The following is a 24,885-nucleotide window of genomic DNA, read 5'->3' as shown; positions in this document are numbered from 1 at the left end:
GGGAAAGAGGGGCGGGATTTTAACACAATCCGCCGCCCCGAAAAGTCGCCCTGTTTAAATAATGGAGTCAGTATAGACAAGGCTTGCAAAGAAAAACGTTTGCCTTTTCACCATAAAAAAACCACCCCGCCCGGGGTGGTTCCCTAGCATAAAAAAGCGCCTGTTTTCAGGCGGCCGCCATGCCCTGCAACAGGGCCAGTACCGAAAAGAGGCCGAGGGCGAGCCAGAACAGCAAGGTGCCCAGAAAACGGGGCACATTGGGGCTTTGGGGATCTGGATGCCGATGGCATGCAGGATGCGGCCGACCAACAGCATGGCGCCACCGGCATGCAGCCAGAGCGCACCGGCGCCGGATAGCTCGCACAGCGCCATCAGCAGCAGGGTCAGCGGCACATACTCGGCAAAATTGCCGTGAGCCCGGATCGCCGCCAGCAGCTCGGGGGCTTCCCCCTGCCCTATCATCACCCCGAACTGGGCGCGGCGTCTGACCACCCAGAAAGATAGCCCCAAAAACAGCAGCCCCAGCAGGCCTGCGTAGATCAGCGTGATATGTACCATGACTCGACTCCTTGTTTGACTGACTGCCGGTCACTCATGCCAATTCGCGGCAGATGAGCGAGACCATCATCCTGATGTGGGCCTGATCGCTGTTGAGGGCCGGAATATATTCAAACCGCTCGCCACCGGCCTCCATGAAGATCTCCCGATTCTGTACCTGAATTTCCTCAAGGGTTTCGAGGCAGTCGGCCGCAAAGGCAGGGCAAATCACATCGAGCCGCTTGATGCCCGCAGCAGGCATACCGCCAATGGTCACGTCTGTGTAGGGCTTGAGCCACTCCTCCTTGCCAAAGCGGGACTGGAAACTGGCCGTCCACTGCCCGGCCTCCAGCCCGAGTGCCTCGGCCAGCAAGCTGGCGGTATGGCGACACTGGTGACCATAGGGGTCCCCTTCGTTCTCGTAGCGCTCGGGAATACCGTGGAACGACATCAGCAAGTGATCACCCTGACCGTGCAGCTCCCAGTGACGGCGCACGCTCATGGCCAGCGCCTGAATGTATTCGGGGTGGGCGTGATAATCACGAATGAGCCGTACCAACGGCAGATTGCGTTCTCTCTTCATCGCCTTGCCCCAGGCATCGAAGACCGAGGCGGTGGTACTGACCGAATATTGCGGATAGAGCGGCAACAGGATCACCCGGTTGACCCCTTTGGCCTTGAGCGCCTGCCAGCCATCATTCACTGACGGGGAACCATAGGTCATCGCCAGCTCCACCGGCACCTCGACCCCCTCCCGCTTGAGCTCCTGCTCCAGTGCGGCGCGCTGCTGCTTGCTTATCACCATCAGCGGCGAGCCCTGCTCGGTCCAGACCTGCTGATAGAGCTTGGCCACTTTGGGCGAGCGCGTCGGCAAGATGATGAAGTGGAGCAGCGGGCACCAGAGGTAGCGGGGCAGGTCCACCACACGGGGATCGTGCAGGAACTGGCTGAGGAACGCTTTGACGGCAGCGGTGGTCGGTGCGGCTGGGGTACCCAGATTGACCAGCAATATTCCGGTTTTCGTGGTCACGTTGGCTTCCTGTCTATCTGTCATTATGCAAAAAGGACCCGACAGGGCCCTTCTCTTTATTTATCTGATGGCACGGGAAACAGTGCCGGCAGCAAAGATCAGCCCAGAATGGTGGCAAGCTGCTTGCTGACCAGATCAACCGGCTGGGTGCCGTCGATCTTGACGTAACGGGTGTGGCCCGCTTCCGCCTCTTTGCCGTAGAAACCGATCAACGGCGCGGTCTGCTGATGATATACATCCAGACGCTTGCGTACTGTGGTCTCTTCGTCGTCGGCGCGGATCACCAGATCTTCGCCGGTCACGTCATCCTTGCCTTCCACTTTCGGCGGGTTGAACACCACGTGGTAGGTACGGCCGGAGCCGGAGTGAACGCGACGGCCGCTCATGCGCTTGACGATCTCTTCGTCCGGCACATCGAACTCCAGCACGAAATCAACCACGACACCGGCGTCCTTCATGGCTTGCGCCTGGGGAATGGTGCGCGGGAAACCGTCCAACAGGAAGCCTCTGGCGCAGTCCGGCTGAGCGATGCGCTCTTTGACCAGACCGATGATGATGTCGTCAGAGACCAGCTGACCTGCGTCCATCACAGCTTTGGCTTTCAGACCGAGCTCGGTGCCCGCCTTGATCGCCGCACGCAGCATGTCGCCGGTGGAGATCTGGGGAATACCGTGTTTTTCCATGATGAACTGAGCCTGGGTACCTTTGCCGGCGCCCGGAGCCCCCAACAGAACAATGCGCATACACGCTCCTATTGATTGGTTATTCAAATCTTGCGAAGGCAAAAAATTACACGGTTTCGCCCGTTTCTACAAGGGTGAGCCACCTGAATGAGCACTTTATCACCACAATAACCGGCTGATCGAACAGGATTTCATCGCAAGGGGAAGACGCAAAAATAGCCAGGGATTCAGCATAGAGCGCCAAAAGCAGGAAGGAGGTACGACAGAAAAAAAGATCCCGGCTCAGGGCCGGGAATTGCGCTCAAAAGTAACTACTTGTCGCTCGTAGTAGGAACAGGGCAATAGTAGTTTGCCCCCTGTGCGTCAACAACTGTCAGATGTGACAGGCAGGCCGCTATGGAACCGGAACTGGGGATCCGGCGACGAGATAAGCTCAGCTTCCAGCTTGCCAAAGAAGGCCACCCGCTCGCTGATATCCTCCCCTGCGTACTGTTCGGCCAGGCTCAGGTAATCCTGATAGTGGCGCGCCTCGGAGCGCAGCAAAGAGACATAGAAGCGGCTCAGCTCTTCGTCCAGATGGGGCGCCAGCTTGGCAAAGCGCTCGCAGGAGCGAGCCTCGATGTAAGCGCCGATGATCATCTTGTCGACTATGGTGGCCGGCTCATGGGTGCGCACATGCTGCATCAACTGACGGGCATAGCGGGAGGCCGTCACCGGCCCGTATTCGATGCCGCGGGCCTGCATGATCTCCAGCACCTGCTCGAAGTGGTGCAGCTCCTCCTGAATGAGCCGCACCATGGGAAACAGCAGCGGATTGCGCTCCAGCTCGGCAAAGACGGTGCGATCAGACTCCCCCATGCTGCGTTTGCCCAGGATCTCGGCCTTCTCCGGAATGGCATCCAGCTCGCGATAGAACTCCAGCTTGGGCAGCAGATGGCGCTTGCCCTTGGGCAGGCAGTAGCGGCGCACCAGACTGTGGGCAGTGAGTGCGGCCTTGGTCTCGCAGTTGGCGTGATCGATGAGCAAGGTCGGTAAACGGGCTGGATCCCGCGCCATCTCCACCCACTCATCCGGGGTCTCGCACTGCAAAAACTGGCGCACTGGGGCTAGCAGATCATCCATCTGAACTCTCGTCTCTTAAAAGCGTATCGATCATATATGTTGCCGCCTATGCTAGCGGATCCCGCTGGCCATGCCCATATCCGGCAAGATAAGCGGATATTTTTCAAACAGATATCTCCTCCCCCTTCTGCCGGTGTGAGGCAAAAACGACAATGGGGGCCACTGGCCCCCATCTCGCTATCCCATCCGGCAAAACCGAAAAACGTTTAACTGCCTTCGTTAAAAATTTCCAGATTGCTGGTGCCTTCCTGCCATTCACGCACCGCTTTGGTGTCATCGTTGCGCAGGGCGTTGAGGTGATCCAGATAGGACTGGTCCACATCGGAGGTGACGTAGTGGCCATTGAAGACCGAGGTCTCGAAGTGACGCAGATCCGGGTTGATCTCCCGCACGGCGGCTTCCAGATCTTCCAAATCCTGGAAAATCAGGCCGTCAGCGCCAATCAGCTTGCACACCTCTTCCACTTCGCGGCCATGGGCGATCAGCTCGTTGGCGGTGGGCATATCGATGCCATAGACGTTGGGGAAGCGAATTTCCGGCGCCGCCGAGGCGAAGTAGACCTTGGCTGCCCCCGCTTCACGGGCCATCTGGATGATCTGCTCGGACGTGGTACCACGCACGATGGAATCATCCACCAGCAACACCTTTTTGCCCTTGAATTCGGAGCTGATGGCGTTGAGTTTGCGACGCACCGACTTCTTGCGCTGGGTCTGGCCCGGCATGATGAAGGTACGGCCGATGTAGCGGTTCTTCACGAAGCCCTGACGGTATGGCAGATCCAGGGTGTGAGCGATCTCCAGCGCCACGTCACAGGAGGTCTCGGGGATGGGGATAACCACATCGACGTCGAGATCTTCCCACTCGCGGGCAATCTTCTGACCCAGCTTGCGACCCATGTTGAGGCGCGCGGCGTAGACCGAGACCTTGTCGATGCACGAATCGGGGCGAGCGAAGTAGACGTATTCGAAGATGCAGGAGCTCATCTGCGGGTTCTCCGCACACTGCTCGGAGAAGAGCTGGCCCTGCTCGGTGATGTAGATGGCTTCACCCGGCGCAATATCCCGCACCGTCTCGAAACCGATGGCGTCGAGCGCCACGCTCTCGGAGGCGAGCATGTACTCCACCTGGCCCTGCTCGTCCTGACGACGACCGAGGATCAGCGGGCGAATGCCGTTGGGATCGCGAAAGCCGATGAGACCATGGCCAATCACCAGCGAGACCACCGCATAAGCACCGCGGATCTGCTGATGGGTTCTGCGCACCGCGGCGAAGATATCTTCGGGACGCAGGGCCATCTTGTCACAGCGATCCAGCTCGTGGGCCAGCACGTTCAGCAACACTTCCGAGTCGGAGGTGGTGTTGATGTGACGGCGGGCGACCTTGAACTGCTGCTCCTTGAGCTCCTTGGCGTTGGTGAGGTTGCCGTTATGGGCCAGCACCATGCCGTAGGGCGAGTTCACATAAAAAGGTTGGGCTTCAGCGGCACTTGAGCTACCTGCGGTGGGATATCTGACATGACCTATGCCGATGTTCCCTTGCAAACGCTGCATGTGGCGCACTTCAAACACGTCCTTCACCAGGCCATTGGCCTTGCGTTGCCGGAAGTTTCCACTATCAATGGTCACGATCCCGGCGGCATCCTGTCCCCTGTGCTGCAACACCGTCAAGGCGTCGTAGAGGGCCTGATTGACGGGGGTGGTGCCAACTATACCGACAATACCACACATGTCTTTGCTACCTCGAAGTCACTATACCTGTTTAAGAAAACTGGATGAGTTCAACATGAACCCGAAAAACCACTGGATCACCGGCTTGAACTCCGGCACCAGCTTGGACGCCACCCACCAGTCGCTCTGGGAGAGGCTGGTGAAGGTATCCATGAAAAAAAGCAGGGCACTGACGATCATCACCCCGCGAATTGCACCGAAGCAGACCCCCAGCACCCGATCGGTACCGGAGAGACCCGTCTTGTCCACCAACAGGCCCACCACATAGTTGACCACGCTGCCGAGGATCAGGGTCGCCACAAACAGCGCCGCGATGGCCAGACCGTTGCGAACCAGCGCGTCGGAGAAGGAGGTGAAATAGACGGCGAGATCGGGATAGAAATGGCTGGCAATAAAGAAGGCGACGAACCAGGTGACAAGAGACATGGCCTCCTTGACGAAGCCGCGCACCAGGCTGATGAGAGCAGAGAAACCGACGATGCCGATGATGGTGTAATCAATCCAGACCATAGAAAAAGATGTCCTGCGAAATTGCGGCGCAGTCTAACAAAAACGATTGCGCATTGCTTGATAAAAATGTGTTAACTGTTCAAAGCGACGCCGCAAAGCCGCATTTTTTCAACACTAAAACGGTTGATCGGCGCCAGAATGCACAACGCCATGGCAATGCCATGGCGTTGTGGTCTGCGGCGTGAACTTACCCGATGTGGGTCAGGCCACCCATGTAGGATTGCAGCGCAGCCGGGATGGCGATGCGGCCATCTTCCTGCTGGTAGTTCTCCATCACGGCAACCAGGGTACGACCCACTGCCAGACCGGAGCCGTTCAGGGTGTGCAGCAGTTGCGGCTTGCCGTCGATGCGCACGCGAGCTTGCATGCGGCGCGCCTGGAAGTCGGTGCAGTTGGAGACAGAGGAGATCTCGCGGTAGGTGTTCTGGGCCGGCAGCCACACTTCCAGATCGTAGGTCTTGGAGGCGCAGAAGCCCATGTCACCGGTAGAGAGCGCCATCACGCGATACGGCAGCTCCAGCAGTTGCAGCACCTTCTCGGCGTGACCCACCATCTCTTCCAGTGCATCCCAGGATTTCTCCGGGTGAACCAGCTGAACCATTTCAACCTTGTCGAACTGGTGCATACGGATGAGGCCACGGGTATCACGACCGTAGGAACCGGCTTCAGAGCGGAAGCAGGGGCTGTGGGCGGTCATCTTGATTGGCAGCTCTTGAGCGTCAAAGATCTCGTCACGGGCCATGTTGGTGAGCGGCACTTCGGAGGTCGGGATCAGGGAGAACTTGCGCAGCTTGCCCTCTTCTTCCCCTTCACCTTCGATACCGGTGTTGAACAGGTCCTGAGCAAATTTCGGCAACTGACCGGTGCCATAGAGGCTGTCCGGGTTCACCAGATAGGGCACGTAGCACTCGGTGTAACCGTGCTGCTGGGTGTGCAGATCCAGCATGAACTGAGCCAGGGCACGGTGCAGACGGGCAATCTGACCCTTCATCACCACGAAACGGGTACCGGAGAGTTTGACGCCGTTTTTGAAGTCAACGCCCTTGGCCGCTTCGCCCAGATCGATGTGATCGCGTACCGGGAAGCTGAACTCGCGCGGGGCACCCCAACGGCGCACTTCCACGTTGTCGTTCTCGTCACGACCCACCGGGGTGGTCTCGCTCGGCAGGTTGGGGATAGCGTCGGCAATGGCTTTCAGCTGGGCCAGCAGGGCATCCAGCTCGACCTTGCTGGTTTCCAGCTCGTCGTTGATTTTGGTCACTTCGGCCTTGAGCGGGGCAACATCTTCACCACGACGGGCAGCTTCACCGATGGATTTGGAGCGGGCGTTGCGCTCGGCCTGCAGCTCCTGGGTACGGGACTGCAGATCCTTGCGTTTCTCTTCCAGAGCGTTGACAGCCGCTACGTCCAGAACGTAGCCACGTGTCGCCAGACGAGCGGCAGCCTCTTCGATATCGCTGCGCAGATATTTGGGATCCAGCATGGTTTACCTACTTTTTTAAAATGGGATCTGGGCCTGAGTCGTCATGACGGGCTGGGAAACAGATCCGGAAGTTAACATCGGTTGGCGCACCCCAATCGTCTTCAGAATCGGGCCTTAACTATCAGGCCTTCGAGATCAAGAAGATGGCGCAAGGCCAAGACAAGCGGGGTCAGACGGGCAGTGTAGCAGACCGCCCCCCCGCCCGAACAGGGACTATTTGTGTCGTTTTTACCGACTTTGGCACGCAAACCGTCCTGCATATTCAAACGCCTGACCAATTTTCAGCCATGCGAGGTAACAAAGGGGCTATTTGCCCCGTTGCTGCGGACTTTGCCTGTCCAGTTCATGGAGGTAATCGAGCTTCTGGCCAATCTGCTTTTCAAGGCCGCGATCGGTGGGCTGGTAGTACTGCTTGCCGGCAAGCTCGGGCGGGAAATACTGCTCGCCCGCAGCATAGGCGCCCGGCTCGTCATGGGCATAGCGATACTCGGCGCCATAGCCCAGATCGCTCATCAGCTTGGTCGGCGCATTGCGCAGGTGCACCGGCACCTCGAAGTCAGGGAGGTTTTTGGCATCATTAAGCGCCGCCTTCCAGGCGGTGTAGACCGCATTGCTTTTCGGGGCACAGGCGAGATAGACGATCGCCTGGGCGATGGCCCGCTCCCCTTCCGCCGGCCCGATCCGATGGAAACAATCCCAGGCCGACAGGGCGACCTGCATGGCACGGGGATCGGCATTGCCCACATCTTCCGAGGCAATAGCCAGCAAGCGGCGGGCAATATAGAGGGGATCGCAACCGGCGCTCACCATACGGGCATACCAGTAGAGCGCCGCATCCGGCGCCGAGCCGCGAATGGATTTGTGCACCGCCGAGATGAGGTCGTAGAAGTGATCGCCCCCCTTGTCGAAGCGGGCCACGTGCTCCCCCACCACGGCAGCGAGCAGGGCACTGTCGATCACCCGCGCCCCAGTGCTGTCGGTTTCGGCCATGTCGGCCAACAGCTCCAGATAGTTGAGGGATTTTCGCCCGTCCCCATCCACCGCCTTGGCCAGCGCCTCTTTGACGCCGGGGGCGAAGGTGAGTGCCGGATCATTGAGACCACGGGGATCGGTCATCGCCTGATCGAGCATGGCGAGAATATCGCTCTCCTCCAGTCGCTTGAGCAGATAGACCCGGGCTCGTGAGAGCAGTGCGTTGTTGAGTTCGAACGAGGGGTTTTCGGTAGTGGCACCGATAAAGGTGATGGTGCCATCTTCGATGTGAGGCAGGAACACATCCTGCTGGCTCTTGTTGAAGCGGTGCACTTCATCCACAAACAGGATGGTGCGCACCCCGCGCCAGCTGTTCTCCTTCGCCTTGTCGATGGCGGCGCGGATCTCCTTGATACCGGAGGTGACCGCAGAGAGTCGCTCCACTTCCGCCTGGCAGTAGTGAGCCATCAGCTCCGCCAGCGTAGTCTTGCCGGTACCGGGCGGCCCCCACAGGATCATCGAGTGGCAGTGACCCGCCAGAATGGCTTTGCGCAGGGGCTTGTCAGCCCCTAGGATATGTTGCTGACCGATATACTGGTCGAGGTTTTGCGGCCGCATCCGGGCCGCCAGCGGACGAAAGTCCGACGAGAAATCCAGCGACAAGTTGCTCATCTGTATTGACCACCCAGCGTCACGCCACTCGCCTTTGACTGGCGCAGTGGCGAGCAATCCAACGACCGCTTGCTCATTAGCGCTGGTCGTCCAGCTCGACCCCCTTCGGGATCTTGAAAACAAATTCGTTGCCCTTGAGCACCGGCTTGCGGTTGAAGTTGCTCAGGGTGAATTCACTCCACTGCCCTTGCGCCTCTTTCACATCGAAACGACTGATGTTGTCTTGTCTGTCGAAGGTGACACGGAAGGAGGCAATCAGCTCATCCTTGTTGCGGCTGGTGACGGTGTAGACATCCCCCTGCTGGGTCACGTCATAGTTCTTCCAGAACTTGTCGTCATTGCCGGCGATCAGAATAAAGGGGGTGTTGAGCACCGCATCTTTCAGCTTGAGGGCTGTGACCTGCTCGACGAAGGGATCATAGACCCAGACATCCTGACCATCTGCCACGATCAGGCTCTCGTCAGGCGAGGCGGTGTGCCAGTTGAAACGGTTTGGCCGCTGCACCAGCAGGTCGCCGCTGGCCTTTTGCAGCTCCTTGCCCTTGCTGTCATAGACGGTCTGGGCAAATTTGGCGGAGAAGAGGCTGACACCCGCCAGCTTCTGTTTGAGATCGCTGGCCGCATCGGCCCACACCTGGCTGCTGGCCATCAGCAGCACGGTACCCATCAACAGTTGTTTTTTCATCACGCTCTTCATAAAGACGCTCTCGATAAAAGGCCACGCCCGCGGAGGGCATGGCCAAGGATAGTATGAAACGGTGAGGCTTAGTCCCGCACCGGCGGCGGTGCCAGCACGTCGCGCTGACCATTGCCACCCGGTGAGCTGACGATGCCCTGATTCTCCATCTGCTCGATGAGACGGGCTGCCCGGTTGTAACCAATCTTGAACTTGCGCTGGACGCTGGAGGTCGAGCCACGGCGGGACTCCACCACAAAAGCGACCGCTTCGTCGAACAGGGGGTCGAGCTCTTCATCGACACCACCGCCATATTCGCCGCTGCCACCTTCGCCACCCGACTCACCGGAGAGGATCTCCTCGATGTAGTTCGGCTCGCCGCGCAGTTTCCAGTCCGCCACCACCTTGTGCACTTCGTGATCATCGACGAACGCACCGTGTACCCGGGTCGGGTTGGAGGTGCCAGCCGGCATGTAGAGCATGTCGCCCATACCGAGCAGGGATTCGGCGCCGCCCTGATCGATAATAGTACGGGAGTCGATCTTGCTCGATACCTGGAACGAAATACGGGTCGGGATGTTGGCCTTGATAAGACCGGTAATCACATCCACTGACGGACGCTGGGTCGCCAGAATGAGGTGAATACCGGCGGCCCGCGCCTTCTGGGCGATCCGGGCGATCAGCTCTTCCACCTTCTTGCCGACGATCATCATCATGTCGGCAAATTCGTCCACCACCACCACGATGTGGGGCAGTTTCTCCAGCTCTGGCGGCATCTGATCCATGGAGTCACCCGGACGCCACAACGGATCCAGCAGGGGTTCCCCCTCCTCGATGGCGGCCAGTACCTTGTCGTTGTAGCCCTTGAGGTTGCGCACCCCGACTGCCGACATCAGCTTGTAACGGCGCTCCATCTCCCCCACACACCAGCGCAGAGCGTTGGCGGCATCCTTCATGTCGGTCACCACCTCGGTCAGCAGATGCGGGATCCCTTCGTAGACCGAGAGTTCCAGCATCTTGGGATCGATCATGATGAAGCGCAGATCATCGGGGGATGACTTGTAGAGCATCGAGATGATCATGGTGTTGACCCCTACCGACTTACCGGAACCTGTGGTACCAGCGACCAGCAGGTGCGGCATCTTGGCCAGGTTCACCACCACCGGCTCCCCTGCGATGTCCTGACCCAGGCCCATGGTGAGCGGGTTGCGGCTATCGCGGAAGGCATCGCAGTCAAGGGTTTCGCGCAGGTAAACGGTCTGGCGCACCCGGTTGGGCAGCTCGATACCGACATAGGTTTTACCCGGGATCACTTCCACTACCCGCACGCTGCTGGCAGACAAGGAGCGGGCCAGATCGCGCGAGAGGTTGGTGATCTTGCTCGCCTTCATGCCCGGCGCCAGATCCAGCTCGAAACGGGTAATAACCGGACCCGGATAAACACCCACAACCTTGGCCTGCACGTTGTAGTCGGCAAGCTTGGCTTCCACCAGACGGCCCATGCGATCCAGCTCATCCTTGCTCATCATCTGGGTCTTGGCTGGTGGACGGTCGAGCAGCTCGATACTCGGCAACGGTGGCATTGTTGACTGCGGACGACGCTTGGGCTTGGTTGGTGCGACGGCTACCGGCGCAGCGACCTCGTCGTCCCCTTCGGCCCAGGGCAGATCCAGATCGTCCTCATCATCGTCATCGGCCACAGCCAGTACCGGCTGACGGCGACCATTGGCGGCCGCCACCGCACGTTTCGGCTTGGCAGCCGGAACCGGCTCATCATCTTCATCATCAAACTGGGGATCGAACTCGAAGGTATCGTCGTCGAGTTCCGGCAGCCACTCTTCGGCGGCAGCCTTCTGATTTTTGGCCTTGGGCTTGCGCGTCCAGCTGGTGTGTGGCTCATCTTCCTCATCATCAAACGCGATAGCCCCTACCCCGCCTTCCAGCAAGGGATCCGGCCCCTCGTTGCGGGGTTGACGCCAGCCACCGGTCAGCCAGCGGCCGAGGGTGGTCGGGAAGTGGTAAACAGCGCTGACCGAACCGGTACAGGCCGCGCCGATCTGCTCAACGATGGTGAGCCAGGACCAGCCGGTAAACAGGGTGATGCCGGTTGCCACGAAGCAGAGCAGCATCAGGTTGGCCCCGACGCCGCCAAACAGCGGCACCACCGCGGAGGCTATTACATCCCCCACCAGACCACCGGCGGAGAAGTTCTGCATATCGTTGAAGTTCATGCTGGCAATGGCCGACATGCCGAGCACGGTCAGGATAAAGCCGATGATCCGCACCCCCAGGGTGAGGTAATCCACATCGAGCAGACGGCTCGGGCGCCAGAACAGACTCCAGCCCAGCAGCACCACCAGCGGCGGCACCAGATAGGAGAAGGCACCAAAGGTAAACATGGTGATATCGGCGAGCCAGGCACCGGCACTACCGGCGAGGTTCTTCACCTCCCCTTGCCAGGAGGTCTGGGACCAGCCGGGATCAGCAGGATGATAGGACAACAGGGCAAGCAGAAGATAAGCAGCCATCAGGGTGATGGCGATCAAGACGGCTTCGAAGATCCGTTGTGTACCTGATAAAGGAGTAAACAGCTTTTTATCGGCCAAACTCCGGCTCCTTTCTGAAAACATGTAATGCAGGAAATAAGGGGGCCTAGTATCCCCGAAAAGCCCATCGATTGTCAGCCAGAGCCTGATGGGACGGGGCCATATTTGCAATTATCTTTACAAGAAGAAACGAGCGGACCGGCCGCTCGTTTCTGACTGTCATGGTGTCTCATATGGAAAAGATACCACGGCATAACCTGCTTTATCGGGTGCTGATCACCAGACGACTGCTCTGTTTGACCTCTTCCATCACCACATAGGTGCGGGTGTCATTGACTCCGGGCAGACGCAGCAGGGTTTCCCCCAACAGACGGCGGTAAGCCGACATGTCGCTGACTCGGGTCTTGAGCAGATAGTCGAAGTCACCGGAAACCAGATGACACTCCTGGATCTCTTCGAGCACCTGAACAGCCTTGTTGAACTGTTCAAACACATCAGGCGCCCCGCGATTGAGGGTTATCTCTACAAACACCAGCAGAGATGCGTCCAGATAATGAGGGTTCAGAATAGCGGCATATCCTTCGATATAACCTTGTCGCTCGAGGCGACGAACCCGTTCCAGACACGGTGTAGGACTCAGGCCAACTCGCTTGGACAACTCAACATTCGAAATCCTGCCATCCTTTTGCAGTTCATTAAGAATATTGCGGTCAATCCTGTCCAAATCCTTTAGCCGACTCTTAGCTTCCATCATTTTATTCCATCCTTTGGCTATTTTTTGGTAAGAATCACCAGTCATTTTATAATTATGGTCACAAATCCTGTCAATACCTGAATATACTAGGCGCAAATGTTGGTTAACATTTTGGCAACATGAAACACCAATCTATAGACGAGGGATAGCATGATTATCGGTGTACCTAAAGAGATAAAAAACCATGAATACCGCGTAGGCATGGTTCCGGCCAGTGTACGTGAACTGACAGCACGAAACCATACTGTTTTCGTCCAAAGCGGTGCCGGAAACGGCATTGGCTTCAGCGATGCAGATTATATCGCTGTTGGAGCCGAAATTTTGGCCTCTGCAGCAGAGGTTTTCGCCAAAGCCGAGATGATCGTCAAGGTCAAGGAACCTCAGCCTGTCGAATGTGCCATGCTGCGCCCGGGTCAAACCCTGTTTACCTATCTGCATCTGGCGCCAGACTTGCCCCAGACCGAAGCCCTGCTGAAAAGCGGCGCCATCTGTATCGCCTATGAAACCGTCACCGACGGCCGTGGCGGCCTGCCTCTGCTGGCCCCCATGTCGGAAGTGGCCGGACGCATGTCTATTCAGGCGGGTGCCCAGGCGCTGGAAAAATCGCGCGGTGGTAGCGGTGTGCTGCTCGGCGGCGTACCCGGTGTCGAACCAGCCAAGGTGGTGATCATCGGTGGCGGCGTGGTCGGCTCCAATGCAGCCCGCATGGCCATTGGCCTGCGCGCGGATGTCACCATCCTCGACAACAACGTCGATACCCTGCGTCGTCTCGATAACGAGTTCCAGGGAGCAGCCAAGGTGGTTTACTCCAACAGCGAGACGCTGGAGCGCCATCTGCTGGCGGCCGATCTGGTCATCGGCGGCGTGCTGGTGCCGGGTGCCACTGCGCCAAAACTTGTCAGCCGTGACCACATTGCGCGCATGAAGCCGGGTTCTGCCATCGTCGATGTGGCTATCGATCAGGGCGGCTGTGTGGAAACCTCCCACGCCACCACCCACCAGGATCCGACCTATATCGTCGATGAGGTGGTGCACTACTGTGTCGCCAACATGCCGGGGGCGGTGGCCCGCACCTCGACCGTGGCGCTCAACAATGCCACCCTCCCCTTTATCATCAAGCTGGCCCAGCAAGGATATCGTCAGGCACTGCTGAGCGACCCCAACCTGTTGCACGGGCTCAACGTGATGGAGGGCAAACTCACCTGCAAGGAAGTGGCCGTGGCACATGGCCTTGCCTACACGGATCCCCTGACCCTGCTGAACTGATCTGCGCTGGCCTGCGCCAGTTGGAGATAAGTGAAAATCCGCCCGCGATGGGCGGTTTTTTATTCCTTTATTTTGCATGTCACCCCTTGTGAACACGATTAGTGCAATCGACTCACCAGCCTTTGACCCCGGATCACGAATTACCTACAATCGCGCAAACTCATCACATCCCGGAAATGACATCATGAGCCAAGTCACTCACAGCAAATTGCTGATCTTAGGGTCAGGCCCGGCCGGTTACACCGCGGCCGTCTATGCCGCCCGCGCCAACCTCAATCCCCTGCTCATCACCGGCATGCAGCAAGGGGGTCAGCTGACCACCACCACCGAAGTGGAAAACTGGCCAGGTGATCCGGAAGGGCTGACCGGCCCGGCCCTGATGGAGCGCATGAAAGAGCATGCAGAGAAGTTCGATACCCGCATCCTGTTTGATCACATCAACAGTGTCGAACTGACTCAGCGCCCGTTCCGTCTCAAGGGCGACAACGGCGAGTACACCTGCGATGCCCTGATCATCGCGACCGGTGCCTCCGCCAAGTATCTGGGTCTGCCCTCCGAAGAGGCCTTCAAGGGGCGCGGCGTCTCAGCCTGTGCCACCTGTGACGGTTTCTTCTATCGCAATCAGGAAGTGGCGGTGATCGGCGGCGGCAACACCGCAGTTGAAGAAGCCTTGTATCTGGCCAACATCGCCAAAAAGGTGCACCTGATCCACCGCCGCGACGAATTCCGTGCCGAGAAGATCCTGATCAAGCGTCTGCACGACAAGGTTGCGAGCGGCAACATCGTGCTGCACACCCACCAGACCCTGGACGAAGTGCTGGGTGATCAGATGGGGGTCACCGGTGTGCGCCTGCGCAACACTCAGGACAACAGCACCAGCGAGCTGCCGCTGATGGGCGTCTTCATCGCCATCGGCCACCAGCCCAACACCCAGATCTTCGATGGCCAGCTGGAGATGCAAAACGGCTATCTGAAGGTACGTGGCGGCCTCGACGGTTTTGCCACCCAGACCAGCATTGAAGGTGTCTTCGCTGCCGGCGATGTGGCCGACCACAACTACCGTCAGGCGATCACCTCTGCCGGTACCGGCTGCATGGCAGCCCTCGATGCCGAACGCTACCTCGACGCGCAATAAACAAGCGTAGTTGTGATATAAGGCATACCAGTCGGTATGCCTTTTTTATTTAAAGGAGTCTAATGAAACAGAAGATATTGATTGTCGAAGATAGCCTGACCATCCGCCGTATGCTGACTCAGGCCATTGCCCAGCAGACTGGCCTCGAGATTGACGCCTTCGATACCCTCGAAGGTGCCCGTCACTGCCGGGGCGAGGAGTATGTGGTCGCGCTGGTGGACCTGACCTTGCCGGATGCGCCCCGTGGCGAAGCAGTCAACGAGCTGCTGGCTCGAGGTTTGCCGGTGGTGATCCTCACTGCCGACATCAGCGAGGATAAACGTGCCGCCTGGCTGGAAACCGGCGTGCTGGACTATGTGATGAAGGATTCGCGCCACTCGCTGCAATATGCCGTCAGTCTGGTGCACCGCCTCTATCTCAACCAGTCCATCGAAGTGCTGGTGGTCGATGACTCACGCACCTCCCGTCACCGCACCATGGCCCAGTTGCGCAAGCAGTTGTTGCAGGTGCATGAGGCCAGTCATGCCCGTGAAGCGATGGCGATGCTGGAGCAACACCCGGACATCCGGCTGGCACTGGTCGACTACTATATGCCGGATATCGATGGCATCAGCCTGGTGCGGATGCTGAGAGAGCGATACAGCAAGCAGCAGCTCGCGATTATCGGGATCTCGGTCTCGGACAAACGCGGTCTCTCTGCTCGCTACCTCAAGCAAGGCGCCAACGACTTTCTCAACCAGCCGTTCGAGCCGGAAGAGCTGCAGTGTCGGGTCAGCCACAATCTGGAAGCGCTCGAGCAGTTCAACAGCATTCAGGAGTCAGCCAATCGCGACTACCTGACCGGTCTCTACAACCGGCGCTACTGGTTCAACGAAGGGCAAAAATGGTTTGAAGAGCATCAGCGCCAGCAGACGCCTCTGGCACTCTGTGTGCTCGATGTGGATCACTTCAAGCAGGTCAACGATCACTGGGGCCATGCCATCGGCGATCAACTGCTCTGCCATCTGACTCGGTTACTGACCCAGTTCTTCCCCGATGCCATGATCGCCCGCTTTGGCGGAGAGGAGTTTGCCATGATGGTGCCTCACTGTACCGTCCCCGTGTTGATCAAGCGTCTTGAAGGGCTGCGTCAGCAGCTGCGCCAGCAACCTTTGTCACCGGAAACCCCGCTCTTTGTTCGCGCCAGTTACGGCGTGATCAGCGTCGGGCGGATATCCATGGACGAGGCGCTGAGCGTAGCGGATCGGCTGCTCTATCAGGCAAAGAACACCGGTCGCGACAAGATAGTCTCTCAAGAGATAACTATCTGAATCCTCAGGGCATCAGTCCCGTGTATTACCGCCCGACAGACTTTCCGGCAGGAGAGTCTGCGGGTTCCTTTCCTGCCACAGTCTCCCCATCACCATGACTATCGAAAGTCAGTAAGTCTTGTCGACCCGCACCCCATCATCGAAGTAGAGAATGCGCACCTTGTCTCCATTGGCAAAGACCATGGCGGGATCATAATCCTGGATCACGTTGATAAGGGCATTTTGCTCGTTGCGGATCAGCAGCTCCACCAACTTGTTTTCCACCACGGTTCCCCCGGACTGGTATTGCTGCGCAGCCGCAGCACCAGCGAGCGCCCCGACGGCGGTGGCGATCTCACGGCCATGACCGCCGCCAAACTGGTTGCCCAGCAGGCCGCCCAACACGGCACCACCCAGCGTCTTCCAGCCAGAGTGCTCGGACTCCAGGATCTGGCGCTGGGTAATATTGCGCGCCGTTTCGACCTGACCAAACACCACCTGATTGACCGGCCGCGCGGTATTGCGCTGGTAGACCTCCGCCCCGGCGGGCGCCGTGACAAAGCAGAACAAGCTGGATACTATCAGGATAATGGCCTTCATCTATGAACCTCGTTGCCTTATGTCTCGCTATCTTACCCAACTGGATGATGAGCTTTGCTGGTTTCCCGACCCCAGCCATGCGCTGGAAGAGCCCAACGGCTTGCTGGCGATCGGCGGGGATCTCTCCCCTGCCAGATTGCTGGCAGCTTACCACAAGGGGATCTTCCCGTGGAATGAACCCCACCAACCGACCCTGTGGTGGTCACCGGATCCCCGCGGGGTGATCCGTCCCGACCAACTCCATGTGGGGCGGACACTGCAGAAGATTATCCGTCGAACCCCATTCGATATTTCTGTCAATCGCGCCTTTAATGAAGTCATTACCGCCTGCGCCGCCCCTCGTCGCACTGCCGATGGCACCTGGATCAGTCAACCCATGATCGAGGCCTACCAGCAGTTGCACCGGCTGGGTCATGCCCACTCTATCGAGATCTGGCAGGAGGGAGAGCTGCAAGCGGGACTGTATGGCCTCTCTATCGGCCGACTGTTTTGCGGTGAATCCATGTTCAGCCGGATTGATAACGGCGCCAAACTTGCCATGGTGGCACTCTGTCGCCACTTCGCCCGCCATCACGGCGCCCTCATCGATTGCCAGATGCAGAACCCGTTTCTGGCGACCCTGGGTATCGAGGAGTGGCCACGGGCCCGTTTTCTGGCTGAGCTGGCGCGCCTTGGCCATCAACCACTATTGGCTTCCTGCTGGCAAGAGGGGGAAATCAGCTTATGACTGAAGAAGTGATCCTCAAAGTAGGGCTGACTCCCAAGCATCCCTGCAGTTATCTGGACCATGAGCAGGAGCAATTGCTGGTACTGATGGATCACAATCTGCTCAACGCTAACGGCTACGAGCGATTGTTGACTGCCGGTTTTCGCCGCAGTGGCAACGACATCTATCGCCCCCACTGCCCGGCGTGCCATGCCTGCCAATCCCTTCGTATTCACAGCGAGCGCTTTCGCCCCAGCCGCGGCCAGAAGCGGATCCGCCAGCTCAACAGGGATATCGAGATCGTCCTGAGCTACGATGACAAGCCCGAGTATTACCTGCTCTACGAACGCTATATCCGCGAACGCCACCACGATGGCAGCATGTATCCCCCCAACCGCAGCCAGTATCGCGGTTTTCTCCATTGTGACTGGATGCCGCCACTCTATCTGGAGATGCGCAAGGAGGGCCGCCTGATCGGCGTGGCCACCACAGACCTGCTGCCCCACTCCTTGAGCGCCATGTACACCTTCTTCGCTCCAGATTATGCCGATCGCTCCCTGGGCACCTTTGCCATCCTTTGCCAGCTCGATCTGGCCAGGCGAACCGGGCGAAGCTGGCTCTATCTTGGCTATCTGGTAGAGGCGTGTCGCAAGATGAATTACAAACGCAATTACCTCCCTCATGAGCTGTTAATTCAGGGGGAATGGAAAAATATCGACCCCAAGCCCGAGTAAACTTTACACATAGCCTTAAATCCGGCATGATCCAGCGGTTTTTTGTTGTGGCTTATCAAGAGGATTCAATGGCTAAAGAAGACAGTATTGAGATGCAGGGCACTATTCTCGAAACCCTGCCCAATACCATGTTCCGTGTGGAACTGGAGAATGGTCACGTGGTTATCGCTCATATTTCAGGCAAGATGCGCAAAAACTACATTCGTATCCTGACTGGAGACAAAGTAACGGTAGCACTGACTCCCTACGATCTCTCCAAGGGACGTATTGTTTTCCGCTCTCGCTAAGCCAGGAATTCAGCAAAAAACCCCAACCTTTCGGTTGGGGTTTTTTGTCGTTTTCTGATCACTGACGCTTAGTGGGAAACAGCTTCAACATTGACCTGAAAATCAAAGCTGAGGCTGTCATTTACCAACTCAACCTTCACTATCCCCCCGTCAACCAGTGAACCAAACAGGATCTCGTTGGCCAGGGGCTTCTTGAGGTGCTCCTGGATTACCCGCCCCATCGGTCTGGCGCCCATGGCTCTGTCATACCCCTTCTCCGCCAACCAGTGGCGGGCACGCTCGGACACCTCGAGAGAGACTCCCTTCGCATCCAGTTGAACCTGCAATTCGACAATGAACTTGTCGACCACCTGATGGATCACCGTCATATCGAGATGGTTGAACCAGATGGTGTGATCAAGCCGGTTACGAAACTCCGGACTGAAGGTCTTGTTGATCACCGCCATGGCATCGTGGCTCAAATCCTGTTGCTGGAAGCCAATCGATTTGCGCTGAGTCTCCTGCACTCCGGCGTTGGTAGTCATGACCAAAATCACGTTACGGAAATCCGCCTTACGCCCGTTGTTATCGGTCAAGGTGCCGTTGTCCATCACCTGCAGCAGCAGATTAAATACGTCCGGGTGAGCTTTCTCAATTTCGTCGAGCAACACAACGGAATGAGGATGCTTGATCACCGCATCGGTCAGCAAACCACCCTGCTCAAAACCGACATAGCCGGGAGGCGCACCAATCAGACGTGAGACGGTGTGACGCTCCATGTACTCGGACATATCAAAGCGCAGCATCTCGACACCCAGCGCCTTGCCCAACTGCTGGGTCACCTCTGTTTTACCGACACCGGTAGGACCGGCAAAGAGGAAGCAACCAACCGGGCGACGCTCGTTACCCAAACCTGAACGAGAGAGGCGAATCGCATCGGTCAGCACCTCGATGGCTTTATCCTGACCAAAGACCACCATCTTCAGATTGCGCTCCAAGTTCTTCAGTACCTCTTTATCTGAAGAGGAGACTGATTTTTCCGGAATGCGGGCGATCTTGGCCACAATGGACTCAATTTCCTGCACATTGATCACTTTCTTGCGCTTGCTCGCAGGCAGCAACCGTTGACCGGCGCCCGCCTCGTCGATCACGTCGATCGCCTTGTCGGGTAGGTGACGATCATTGATGTACTTGGCAGAGAGCTCGGCAGCTGCACGGATCGCCTTGGCGGTATAGCGTACGCCGTGGTGGGCTTCGTAGCGACTCTTGAGCCCCATCAGGATGCGAGTGGTGTCATCGATAGTCGGCTCGACAATATCGATTTTCTGGAAGCGACGGGCCAGCGCACGGTCTTTCTCGAAGATTTGGGCGTACTCCTGATAAGTGGTGGATCCCACACAGCGGAGCAAACCATTGGAGAGCAGCGGCTTGATCAGGTTGGCCGCATCCAGCTGACCACCGGATGCCGCTCCGGCACCAATGATGGTATGGATCTCGTCAATAAAGAGAATGGCCCCTTCCTGACGCTCAATTTGCTTGAGCAGTACCTTGAGGCGCTTCTCGAAATCCCCACGGTATTTGGTGCCCGCCAGCAGAGAACCCATATCCAGCGAATAGATGGTACTGCCCGCAATCACCTCGGGGACATCCCCCTTGACGATGCGATAGGCCAAGCCTTCTGCAATAGCGGTTTTGCCCACACCCGCTTCACCCACCAGCAGCGGGTTGTTCTTGCGACGACGGCAGAGCACCTGAATGGTACGATTGAGCTCCTGATCACGGCCAATCAGCGGATCGATGCGCCCTTCCAGCACCAGCTGGTTCAGGTTGGTGGCAAAACTCTCGATCTGGGCGGCCGAGACATCATCATCAGACTCGGGATTGTTATTGCTGCCGAGATCAGGTTTGCTGTCCTTGCGCACCCCGTGGGAGAGGAAATTGACGACGTCGAGACGGCTAATCTCGGCTTTTTTCAGGAAATAGGCAGCTTGTGACTCCTGCTCACTGAAGATAGCGACCAGCACGTTGGCGCCGCTGACTTCGGTATTGCCGGAGGATTGCACATGGAAGACGGCACGCTGCAACACGCGCTGGAAGCCCAGTGTCGGCTGGGTTTCACGATCTTCATCATCGCGCGGTATGAGCGGAGTAGTTTGGGTGATGAATGCGCGGATCTCCTTGCGCATCTGCTCGACATCGGCACCACAGGAGCTCAGCGCCTCATGGGCTGAACTGTTATCCAGAAGGGCTAACAACAGGTGCTCGACGGTCATGAATTCGTGGCGCTCGTCACGGGCCAGTTTGAAAGCCTCGTTCAGCGTCTTTTCTAGATCTTTATTCAACATAGGCACCTCCCCTAGTACAGCTACAATGTGGTGTCACACTCGCCATCAAGTCATCAGATTCAAGCCTTTTCCATAGTACAGAGCAGTGGATGTTCGTTGTTACGTGCATAGGTGTTGACCTGGACAACCTTGGTTTCGGCGATCTCTGCGGTAAACATGCCGCAGACACCCTTACCACTATAATGCACACTCAGCATGACCTGAGTCGCCTTGTCCAAATCCATACCAAAGAACTTTTGCAGCACCTCCACCACAAACTCCATGGGCGTGTAGTCATCGTTGTTCAACACAACCTTATACATGGGTGGCGGCTGCAGCTTTGTTTTCTCTGCTTCTGCAATCTCTTCATTAGCAAAGAGTTCTTTCTGCTTGCTCATAATCGCGCTTTGGTACCTCTAGATTACTACCGTCTAACACAAGGTTGTCAATAGACTTGTTAACCAGATCACATCAGCTGTTAACAACTTCTTGACTCGCTCAAAAGTTAGACTAGATTGGTTACTTGCTAATCTGTGCCCGTCTGCTATGGGCTCATGTCCCTAGTTATAAAGGGCTGGCGCAGGTTACTCAACGACTTCTGGGTAATCAATAAAAGGATGTAGAAGTATGGCAACCGGCACAGTTAAGTGGTTTAACAACGCAAAAGGATTTGGGTTTATCTGTCCGGAAGGGGGCGGTGAGGATATCTTCGCTCACTACTCCACGATTCAAATGGAGGGCTACAAGACCCTGAAAGCGGGTCAAGCTGTCAATTTTGAACTGCAACAGGGGCCGAAAGGAAATCACGCCTCTGTGATTGTGCCAAACGAAGCACAAAATATGTAAATAACACCCGTTGGATAAATAAAAAACCGGTTCCTCTCTGAGCAACCGGTTTTTTATTGTCATATATCTGGCGAAACCTGCCTCCTCACGGGATCACAGGGTTACCACAGTCATTATCAGTCGTGATATTCACTGCAGGCGATCAGGGTATTTTCCATCAGGCTGGCGACCGTCATCGGGCCCACGCCACCGGGGACCGGGGTAATGAAGGAGGCATGGCTGCGCGCCGTCTCAAACTCCACATCCCCGACCAGCGAGCCATCAGCCAGGCGATTTATGCCCACATCGATTACCAGTGCCCCCGGTTTGATCCACTCGCCAGGAATGAAGTTGGGCTTGCCGACTGCAACAACCAGCAGATCGGCACGGCGAACCTGCTCTTCCAGATCCCGGGTAAAACGGTGACAGGTCGTGGTTGTGCAGCCCGCCAGCAGCAATTCGAGAGTCATGGGACGCCCCACTATGTTGGACGCTCCCACCACGACAGCATGCAGACCGTGCGTCTTCACGCCGGTGGTCTCGATCAGCGTCATGATCCCTTTCGGGGTGCAGGGGCGCAGCGCCGGAATACGTTGGGCCAGACGACCGACGTTATACGGGTGAAACCCATCTACATCCTTGTCAGGCTGGATCCGCTCCAGCACCTGAGTGGTATCAAAGTGATCCGGCAACGGCAACTGAACCAAAATGCCATCTACGTGGCTATCCGCATTCAGCTGATCAATCAGCGCCAGCAGCTCTTCCTGACTGGCAGTGGCACTCAGGTCATAGGAGCGGGAGAGAAAACCCACCTCCTCACATGCCCGGCGTTTGCTGCCGACATAGACCTGAGAGGCGGGATCCGCCCCCACCAGAATGACTGCCAGCCCTGGAGCCCGTTTCCCTGCCGCCAACCGCTGTTGGACTTGCCCCGCGACCTGGCTGCGAATCGTTTGCGCAACCTGTTTTCCATCTATGATTTTGGCAGACATCGTTCTCCACTCACCATGTGTTCAACTGCCGCGCATTGTCGCATTTTTTTAGCCGGGATGTTAGCGGCAGACGCACGCCAGACCTGTAGCGGGCAATAAGTAGGCACTTGAATTTACTGGGGGAAAAAGTCGTTGACGCTGCCCCTTACGCTTGGCTATGATGCCCGCCCGTTGCCCAGTACGACTGATGTCGATATGCTGGTCAGGGATTTTCGGTGATTAGCGCAGTCCGGTAGCGCATCTGGTTTGGGACCAGAGGGTCAAAGGTTCGAATCCTTTATCACCGACCATGTTCATCGACTCGTCGTCAAGACGTGTTGATACAAAGCGCCCTTAGCTCAGTTGGATAGAGCAACGGCCTTCTAAGCCGTGGGTCGCAGGTTCGAATCCTGCAGGGCGCGCCATTTAAAATGTGTTTTAAATCATTGAGTTATTGACGAAGAGTGTGACTTATCGTCCATTCGGCAGATTATCTCAAGATGACCTTGGCCACGCCTTGGCAGACACAAAATGGCGATGATTTCAGTGGTGGCTGTAGCTCAGTTGGTAGAGTCCCGGATTGTGATTCCGGTTGTCGTGGGTTCGAGCCCCATCAGCCACCCCATTATTTCTCTGTTGTTGCTATCTGTTGCGAAAGAAATGAAAGGCTTGAATATGGCCGGCAACTCATCAGCAAGGCAGACTTCGCGCAATTTATGCGCGGCGATAAACCAGCCCCGCGCCGGTTTTTTGTTTTAGCGAATCAATTAACGCCCATGGAGGCGGCCTATGTCTCTTCGTCATCCGGGTCGCAAGCAGCCCGCTCGCCAGCCCTCCCCCGCGACGGGCAACCCCGCCCTCGATCTCTTCCACCGCAACTGGCAAGCGCTCGAAAAGCTACAGGCAAAGATCGACAAGCAAGCCCTCAACGGCCGCGATATCTATCAGCGTTTCACCAGCGAAATAGAACCCCTTGAGCGTCAACAGTGCGAGCTCATCTTTGCCCTCGCCAAGCGCCTGGTCGATTTTACGGCTCGCAAGAGCTTTACCCTGTGGCAGCGGGAGACCTTGCACCACTGGATCCACGATCTCATCAGCTATATCGAGTCCAATCCGTTTCGTGGCGAGATGGATTTGGCTCCCCTCTTTCACCAAATCCAAACCAATACCGCCCTGCACATGGATGACGAACAGCTCGACTATCAGTGTGACGTTCTTACCCAGATGCTGATGGAGACTTGTGGCCACTGCCCCGATGACATCGATACCTTGCGCGAGATGCTCAAAAACCCCGATCGGTTGAACGAGTACATGATGAATGCGGCGCGCCAGCATATGGCCGAAGAGTGCAACACCGTCGATAAAGAAGAGGATGCCCGCTTCGACGATGATGAGTTGTTTGCCGATGAGCCTCTCTTCGGCACTGAGCAGCAAGATGCTTTTGCCCACGCGCGCACCCGTCGTGAGCAAGAGGAAGAGGCGCGCATCGAACAGTTGTTCAGCAAATCCAGCCTCAAGCAGCTCTATCGCAAGCTCGCCCTGGCGCTGCACCCGGATCGGGAACCCGACCCCGTCATGCAGGCGGAAAAGACCCGCATCATGGGCCAACTCAGCCAGGCCTGGGAAAACAAAGAGATGTTCACCCTGTTGCAGCTGGCCCACACCCACCTGCCCGAGTTCGATAACCTGCTCAGTGACGAGAACCTCGCTTACCTCAACCCGATGCTGAAACGCCAGCTACGCGAGCTCGAAGTCAGCTACTACGGCGGGCAAGACGGGCTAATGGGCGCGGTGCTGCACAAATTCAAGCAATCATCCAAGAAAAAGACCGAGCAGGCCTTTGCCGAACATCGGGACTATTTGCTGCGTGATATCGACCACCTGACTGCCCAGCTGGCCGAGATCACCACCCTGCAGACCCTCAAACCCTATCTGGCGGCCCGCTGGGATCAGCAGCAAATGAGGTGGGATGAGGAAGAGGACGATATGGAATGGCTGTTTAGGTAACGGCCAGCGGTGACCGACCATCTCATCAATCAATCAAGGCGCCACTGGCG

The 24,885-nt window shown here is 57.3% G+C and carries 23 protein-coding genes, 3 tRNA genes and 1 pseudogene; 12 read left to right on the top strand and 15 right to left on the bottom strand.

Annotation, left to right across the window (positions count from 1 at the left end; all coding sequences use genetic code 11):
* Window positions 1-166: 166 nt before the first annotated feature.
* The 6 genes and pseudogenes from AB5Y90_RS07920 to AB5Y90_RS07895 all read right to left on the bottom strand — a co-directional run bounded on the left by AB5Y90_RS07920 (window position 167) and on the right by AB5Y90_RS07895 (window position 5,609).
* Window positions 167-558, bottom strand: a pseudogene (locus AB5Y90_RS07920) (MAPEG family protein).
* A gap of 34 nt (window positions 559-592) precedes the next feature.
* Window positions 593-1,567, bottom strand: coding sequence for a ferrochelatase (hemH, locus tag AB5Y90_RS07915; RefSeq protein WP_335832420.1), 975 nt, complete (start codon window positions 1,565-1,567; stop codon window positions 593-595).
* Between the two features lie 98 nt (window positions 1,568-1,665).
* On the bottom strand, window positions 1,666-2,310 hold the full coding sequence (gene adk, locus AB5Y90_RS07910; RefSeq protein ID WP_204379905.1) for an adenylate kinase: 645 nt from the start codon (window positions 2,308-2,310) through the stop codon (window positions 1,666-1,668).
* 303 nt (window positions 2,311-2,613) lie between these two features.
* On the bottom strand, window positions 2,614-3,372 hold the full coding sequence (gene miaE / locus AB5Y90_RS07905) for a tRNA-(ms[2]io[6]A)-hydroxylase (RefSeq protein WP_076494671.1): 759 nt from the start codon (window positions 3,370-3,372) through the stop codon (window positions 2,614-2,616).
* 206 nt (window positions 3,373-3,578) lie between these two features.
* Window positions 3,579-5,099 (bottom strand): amidophosphoribosyltransferase, encoded by a 1,521-nt coding sequence (gene purF, locus AB5Y90_RS07900; protein ID WP_005351229.1) that lies wholly within the window; start codon window positions 5,097-5,099, stop codon window positions 3,579-3,581.
* Window positions 5,100-5,120: 21 nt separating this feature from the next.
* On the bottom strand, window positions 5,121-5,609 hold the full coding sequence (locus tag AB5Y90_RS07895) for a CvpA family protein (protein WP_368166772.1): 489 nt from the start codon (window positions 5,607-5,609) through the stop codon (window positions 5,121-5,123).
* Between the two features lie 8 nt (window positions 5,610-5,617).
* On the opposite strand from AB5Y90_RS07895, the gene AB5Y90_RS07890 reads away from it, so the two are divergent.
* Window positions 5,618-5,794: a hypothetical protein gene (locus AB5Y90_RS07890; RefSeq protein ID WP_368166771.1), complete on the top strand. Its 177-nt coding sequence runs from the start codon at window positions 5,618-5,620 to the stop codon at window positions 5,792-5,794.
* A 2-nt stretch (window positions 5,795-5,796) separates the two neighbouring features.
* Here the strand turns inward: AB5Y90_RS07890 and serS are convergent, their stop codons facing one another.
* From serS to lrp, 5 genes are all read right to left on the bottom strand, one after another.
* Window positions 5,797-7,092, bottom strand: a complete 1,296-nt coding sequence (gene serS / locus AB5Y90_RS07885) for a serine--tRNA ligase (RefSeq protein WP_139401647.1) — start codon at window positions 7,090-7,092, stop codon at window positions 5,797-5,799.
* Window positions 7,093-7,398: 306 nt separating this feature from the next.
* Entirely contained in the window at window positions 7,399-8,736 is a 1,338-nt protein-coding gene (locus tag AB5Y90_RS07880; RefSeq protein WP_088869179.1) for a replication-associated recombination protein A, read from the bottom strand.
* A gap of 76 nt (window positions 8,737-8,812) precedes the next feature.
* Window positions 8,813-9,421: an outer membrane lipoprotein chaperone LolA gene (gene lolA, locus AB5Y90_RS07875; protein ID WP_307895055.1), complete on the bottom strand. Its 609-nt coding sequence runs from the start codon at window positions 9,419-9,421 to the stop codon at window positions 8,813-8,815.
* 80 nt (window positions 9,422-9,501) lie between these two features.
* Window positions 9,502-12,018, bottom strand: coding sequence for a DNA translocase FtsK (locus AB5Y90_RS07870; RefSeq protein ID WP_307895056.1), 2,517 nt, complete (start codon window positions 12,016-12,018; stop codon window positions 9,502-9,504).
* Window positions 12,019-12,220: 202 nt separating this feature from the next.
* Entirely contained in the window at window positions 12,221-12,712 is a 492-nt protein-coding gene (gene lrp / locus AB5Y90_RS07865; protein ID WP_005300047.1) for a leucine-responsive transcriptional regulator Lrp, read from the bottom strand.
* Between the two features lie 150 nt (window positions 12,713-12,862).
* On the opposite strand from lrp, the gene ald reads away from it, so the two are divergent.
* The 3 genes from ald (at window position 12,863) to AB5Y90_RS07850 (ending at window position 16,423) form a co-directional block, all read left to right on the top strand.
* Window positions 12,863-13,978, top strand: a complete 1,116-nt coding sequence (ald, locus tag AB5Y90_RS07860) for an alanine dehydrogenase (protein WP_058059143.1) — start codon at window positions 12,863-12,865, stop codon at window positions 13,976-13,978.
* Between the two features lie 184 nt (window positions 13,979-14,162).
* The gene (trxB, locus tag AB5Y90_RS07855; protein WP_019445530.1) at window positions 14,163-15,113 is read left to right on the top strand and encodes a thioredoxin-disulfide reductase; all 951 of its coding nucleotides are present in this window, start codon (window positions 14,163-14,165) and stop codon (window positions 15,111-15,113) included.
* Between the two features lie 62 nt (window positions 15,114-15,175).
* Window positions 15,176-16,423, top strand: coding sequence for a diguanylate cyclase (locus tag AB5Y90_RS07850; protein WP_019445529.1), 1,248 nt, complete (start codon window positions 15,176-15,178; stop codon window positions 16,421-16,423).
* Window positions 16,424-16,531: 108 nt separating this feature from the next.
* Here AB5Y90_RS07850 and AB5Y90_RS07845 read toward each other — a convergent pair whose 3' ends face one another.
* Window positions 16,532-17,002 carry a glycine zipper 2TM domain-containing protein gene (locus AB5Y90_RS07845; RefSeq protein ID WP_144713543.1) on the bottom strand — a complete coding sequence of 157 codons (471 nt, stop codon included), beginning with the start codon at window positions 17,000-17,002 and terminating at the stop codon, window positions 16,532-16,534.
* 19 nt (window positions 17,003-17,021) lie between these two features.
* Between AB5Y90_RS07845 and aat the strand changes: the two genes are divergently transcribed.
* The 3 genes from aat to infA all read left to right on the top strand — a co-directional run bounded on the left by aat (window position 17,022) and on the right by infA (window position 18,729).
* The gene (aat, locus tag AB5Y90_RS07840; RefSeq protein WP_042080501.1) at window positions 17,022-17,729 is read left to right on the top strand and encodes a leucyl/phenylalanyl-tRNA--protein transferase; all 708 of its coding nucleotides are present in this window, start codon (window positions 17,022-17,024) and stop codon (window positions 17,727-17,729) included.
* Window positions 17,726-18,442, top strand: coding sequence for an arginyltransferase (locus tag AB5Y90_RS07835; RefSeq protein WP_368166770.1), 717 nt, complete (start codon window positions 17,726-17,728; stop codon window positions 18,440-18,442). Before aat ends, AB5Y90_RS07835 begins: the two co-directional genes overlap by 4 nt.
* Window positions 18,443-18,510: 68 nt before the next feature.
* Window positions 18,511-18,729, top strand: coding sequence for a translation initiation factor IF-1 (gene infA / locus AB5Y90_RS07830; protein WP_005300033.1), 219 nt, complete (start codon window positions 18,511-18,513; stop codon window positions 18,727-18,729).
* A gap of 68 nt (window positions 18,730-18,797) precedes the next feature.
* On the opposite strand, the gene clpA is transcribed toward infA, so the two are convergent.
* On the bottom strand, window positions 18,798-21,053 hold the full coding sequence (gene clpA / locus AB5Y90_RS07825) for an ATP-dependent Clp protease ATP-binding subunit ClpA (protein ID WP_005337110.1): 2,256 nt from the start codon (window positions 21,051-21,053) through the stop codon (window positions 18,798-18,800).
* 59 nt (window positions 21,054-21,112) lie between these two features.
* A complete protein-coding gene (gene clpS / locus AB5Y90_RS07820; RefSeq protein WP_005337111.1) occupies window positions 21,113-21,430 on the bottom strand; it encodes an ATP-dependent Clp protease adapter ClpS in 318 nt (105 codons plus the stop codon).
* Window positions 21,431-21,659: 229 nt separating this feature from the next.
* Between clpS and cspD the strand changes: the two genes are divergently transcribed.
* Complete coding sequence (gene cspD, locus AB5Y90_RS07815) at window positions 21,660-21,878, top strand: cold shock-like protein CspD (protein WP_005300025.1); 219 nt, start codon at window positions 21,660-21,662, stop codon at window positions 21,876-21,878.
* 116 nt (window positions 21,879-21,994) lie between these two features.
* Here the strand turns inward: cspD and folD are convergent, their stop codons facing one another.
* Entirely contained in the window at window positions 21,995-22,849 is an 855-nt protein-coding gene (gene folD, locus AB5Y90_RS07810; protein ID WP_307895058.1) for a bifunctional methylenetetrahydrofolate dehydrogenase/methenyltetrahydrofolate cyclohydrolase FolD, read from the bottom strand.
* A 213-nt stretch (window positions 22,850-23,062) separates the two neighbouring features.
* Between folD and AB5Y90_RS07805 the strand changes: the two genes are divergently transcribed.
* From AB5Y90_RS07805 to AB5Y90_RS07790, 4 genes are all read left to right on the top strand, one after another.
* Window positions 23,063-23,139: transfer RNA gene (locus AB5Y90_RS07805), tRNA-Pro, on the top strand.
* Between the two features lie 37 nt (window positions 23,140-23,176).
* Window positions 23,177-23,253: transfer RNA gene (locus AB5Y90_RS07800), tRNA-Arg, on the top strand.
* Between the two features lie 124 nt (window positions 23,254-23,377).
* A tRNA-His gene (locus AB5Y90_RS07795) sits at window positions 23,378-23,453 on the top strand.
* A 164-nt stretch (window positions 23,454-23,617) separates the two neighbouring features.
* On the top strand, window positions 23,618-24,835 hold the full coding sequence (locus tag AB5Y90_RS07790) for a J domain-containing protein (RefSeq protein ID WP_104453005.1): 1,218 nt from the start codon (window positions 23,618-23,620) through the stop codon (window positions 24,833-24,835).
* Window positions 24,836-24,885 lie beyond the last annotated feature (50 nt).

Source organism: Aeromonas sp. R4-1 (assembly GCF_040908325.1).
In the GTDB taxonomy this organism is placed as follows: Bacteria; Pseudomonadota; Gammaproteobacteria; order Enterobacterales; family Aeromonadaceae; genus Aeromonas; species Aeromonas veronii.
The sequence above is the reverse complement of the archived record's forward strand: the minus strand, read 5'-3'. Positions and strand labels throughout refer to the sequence as shown.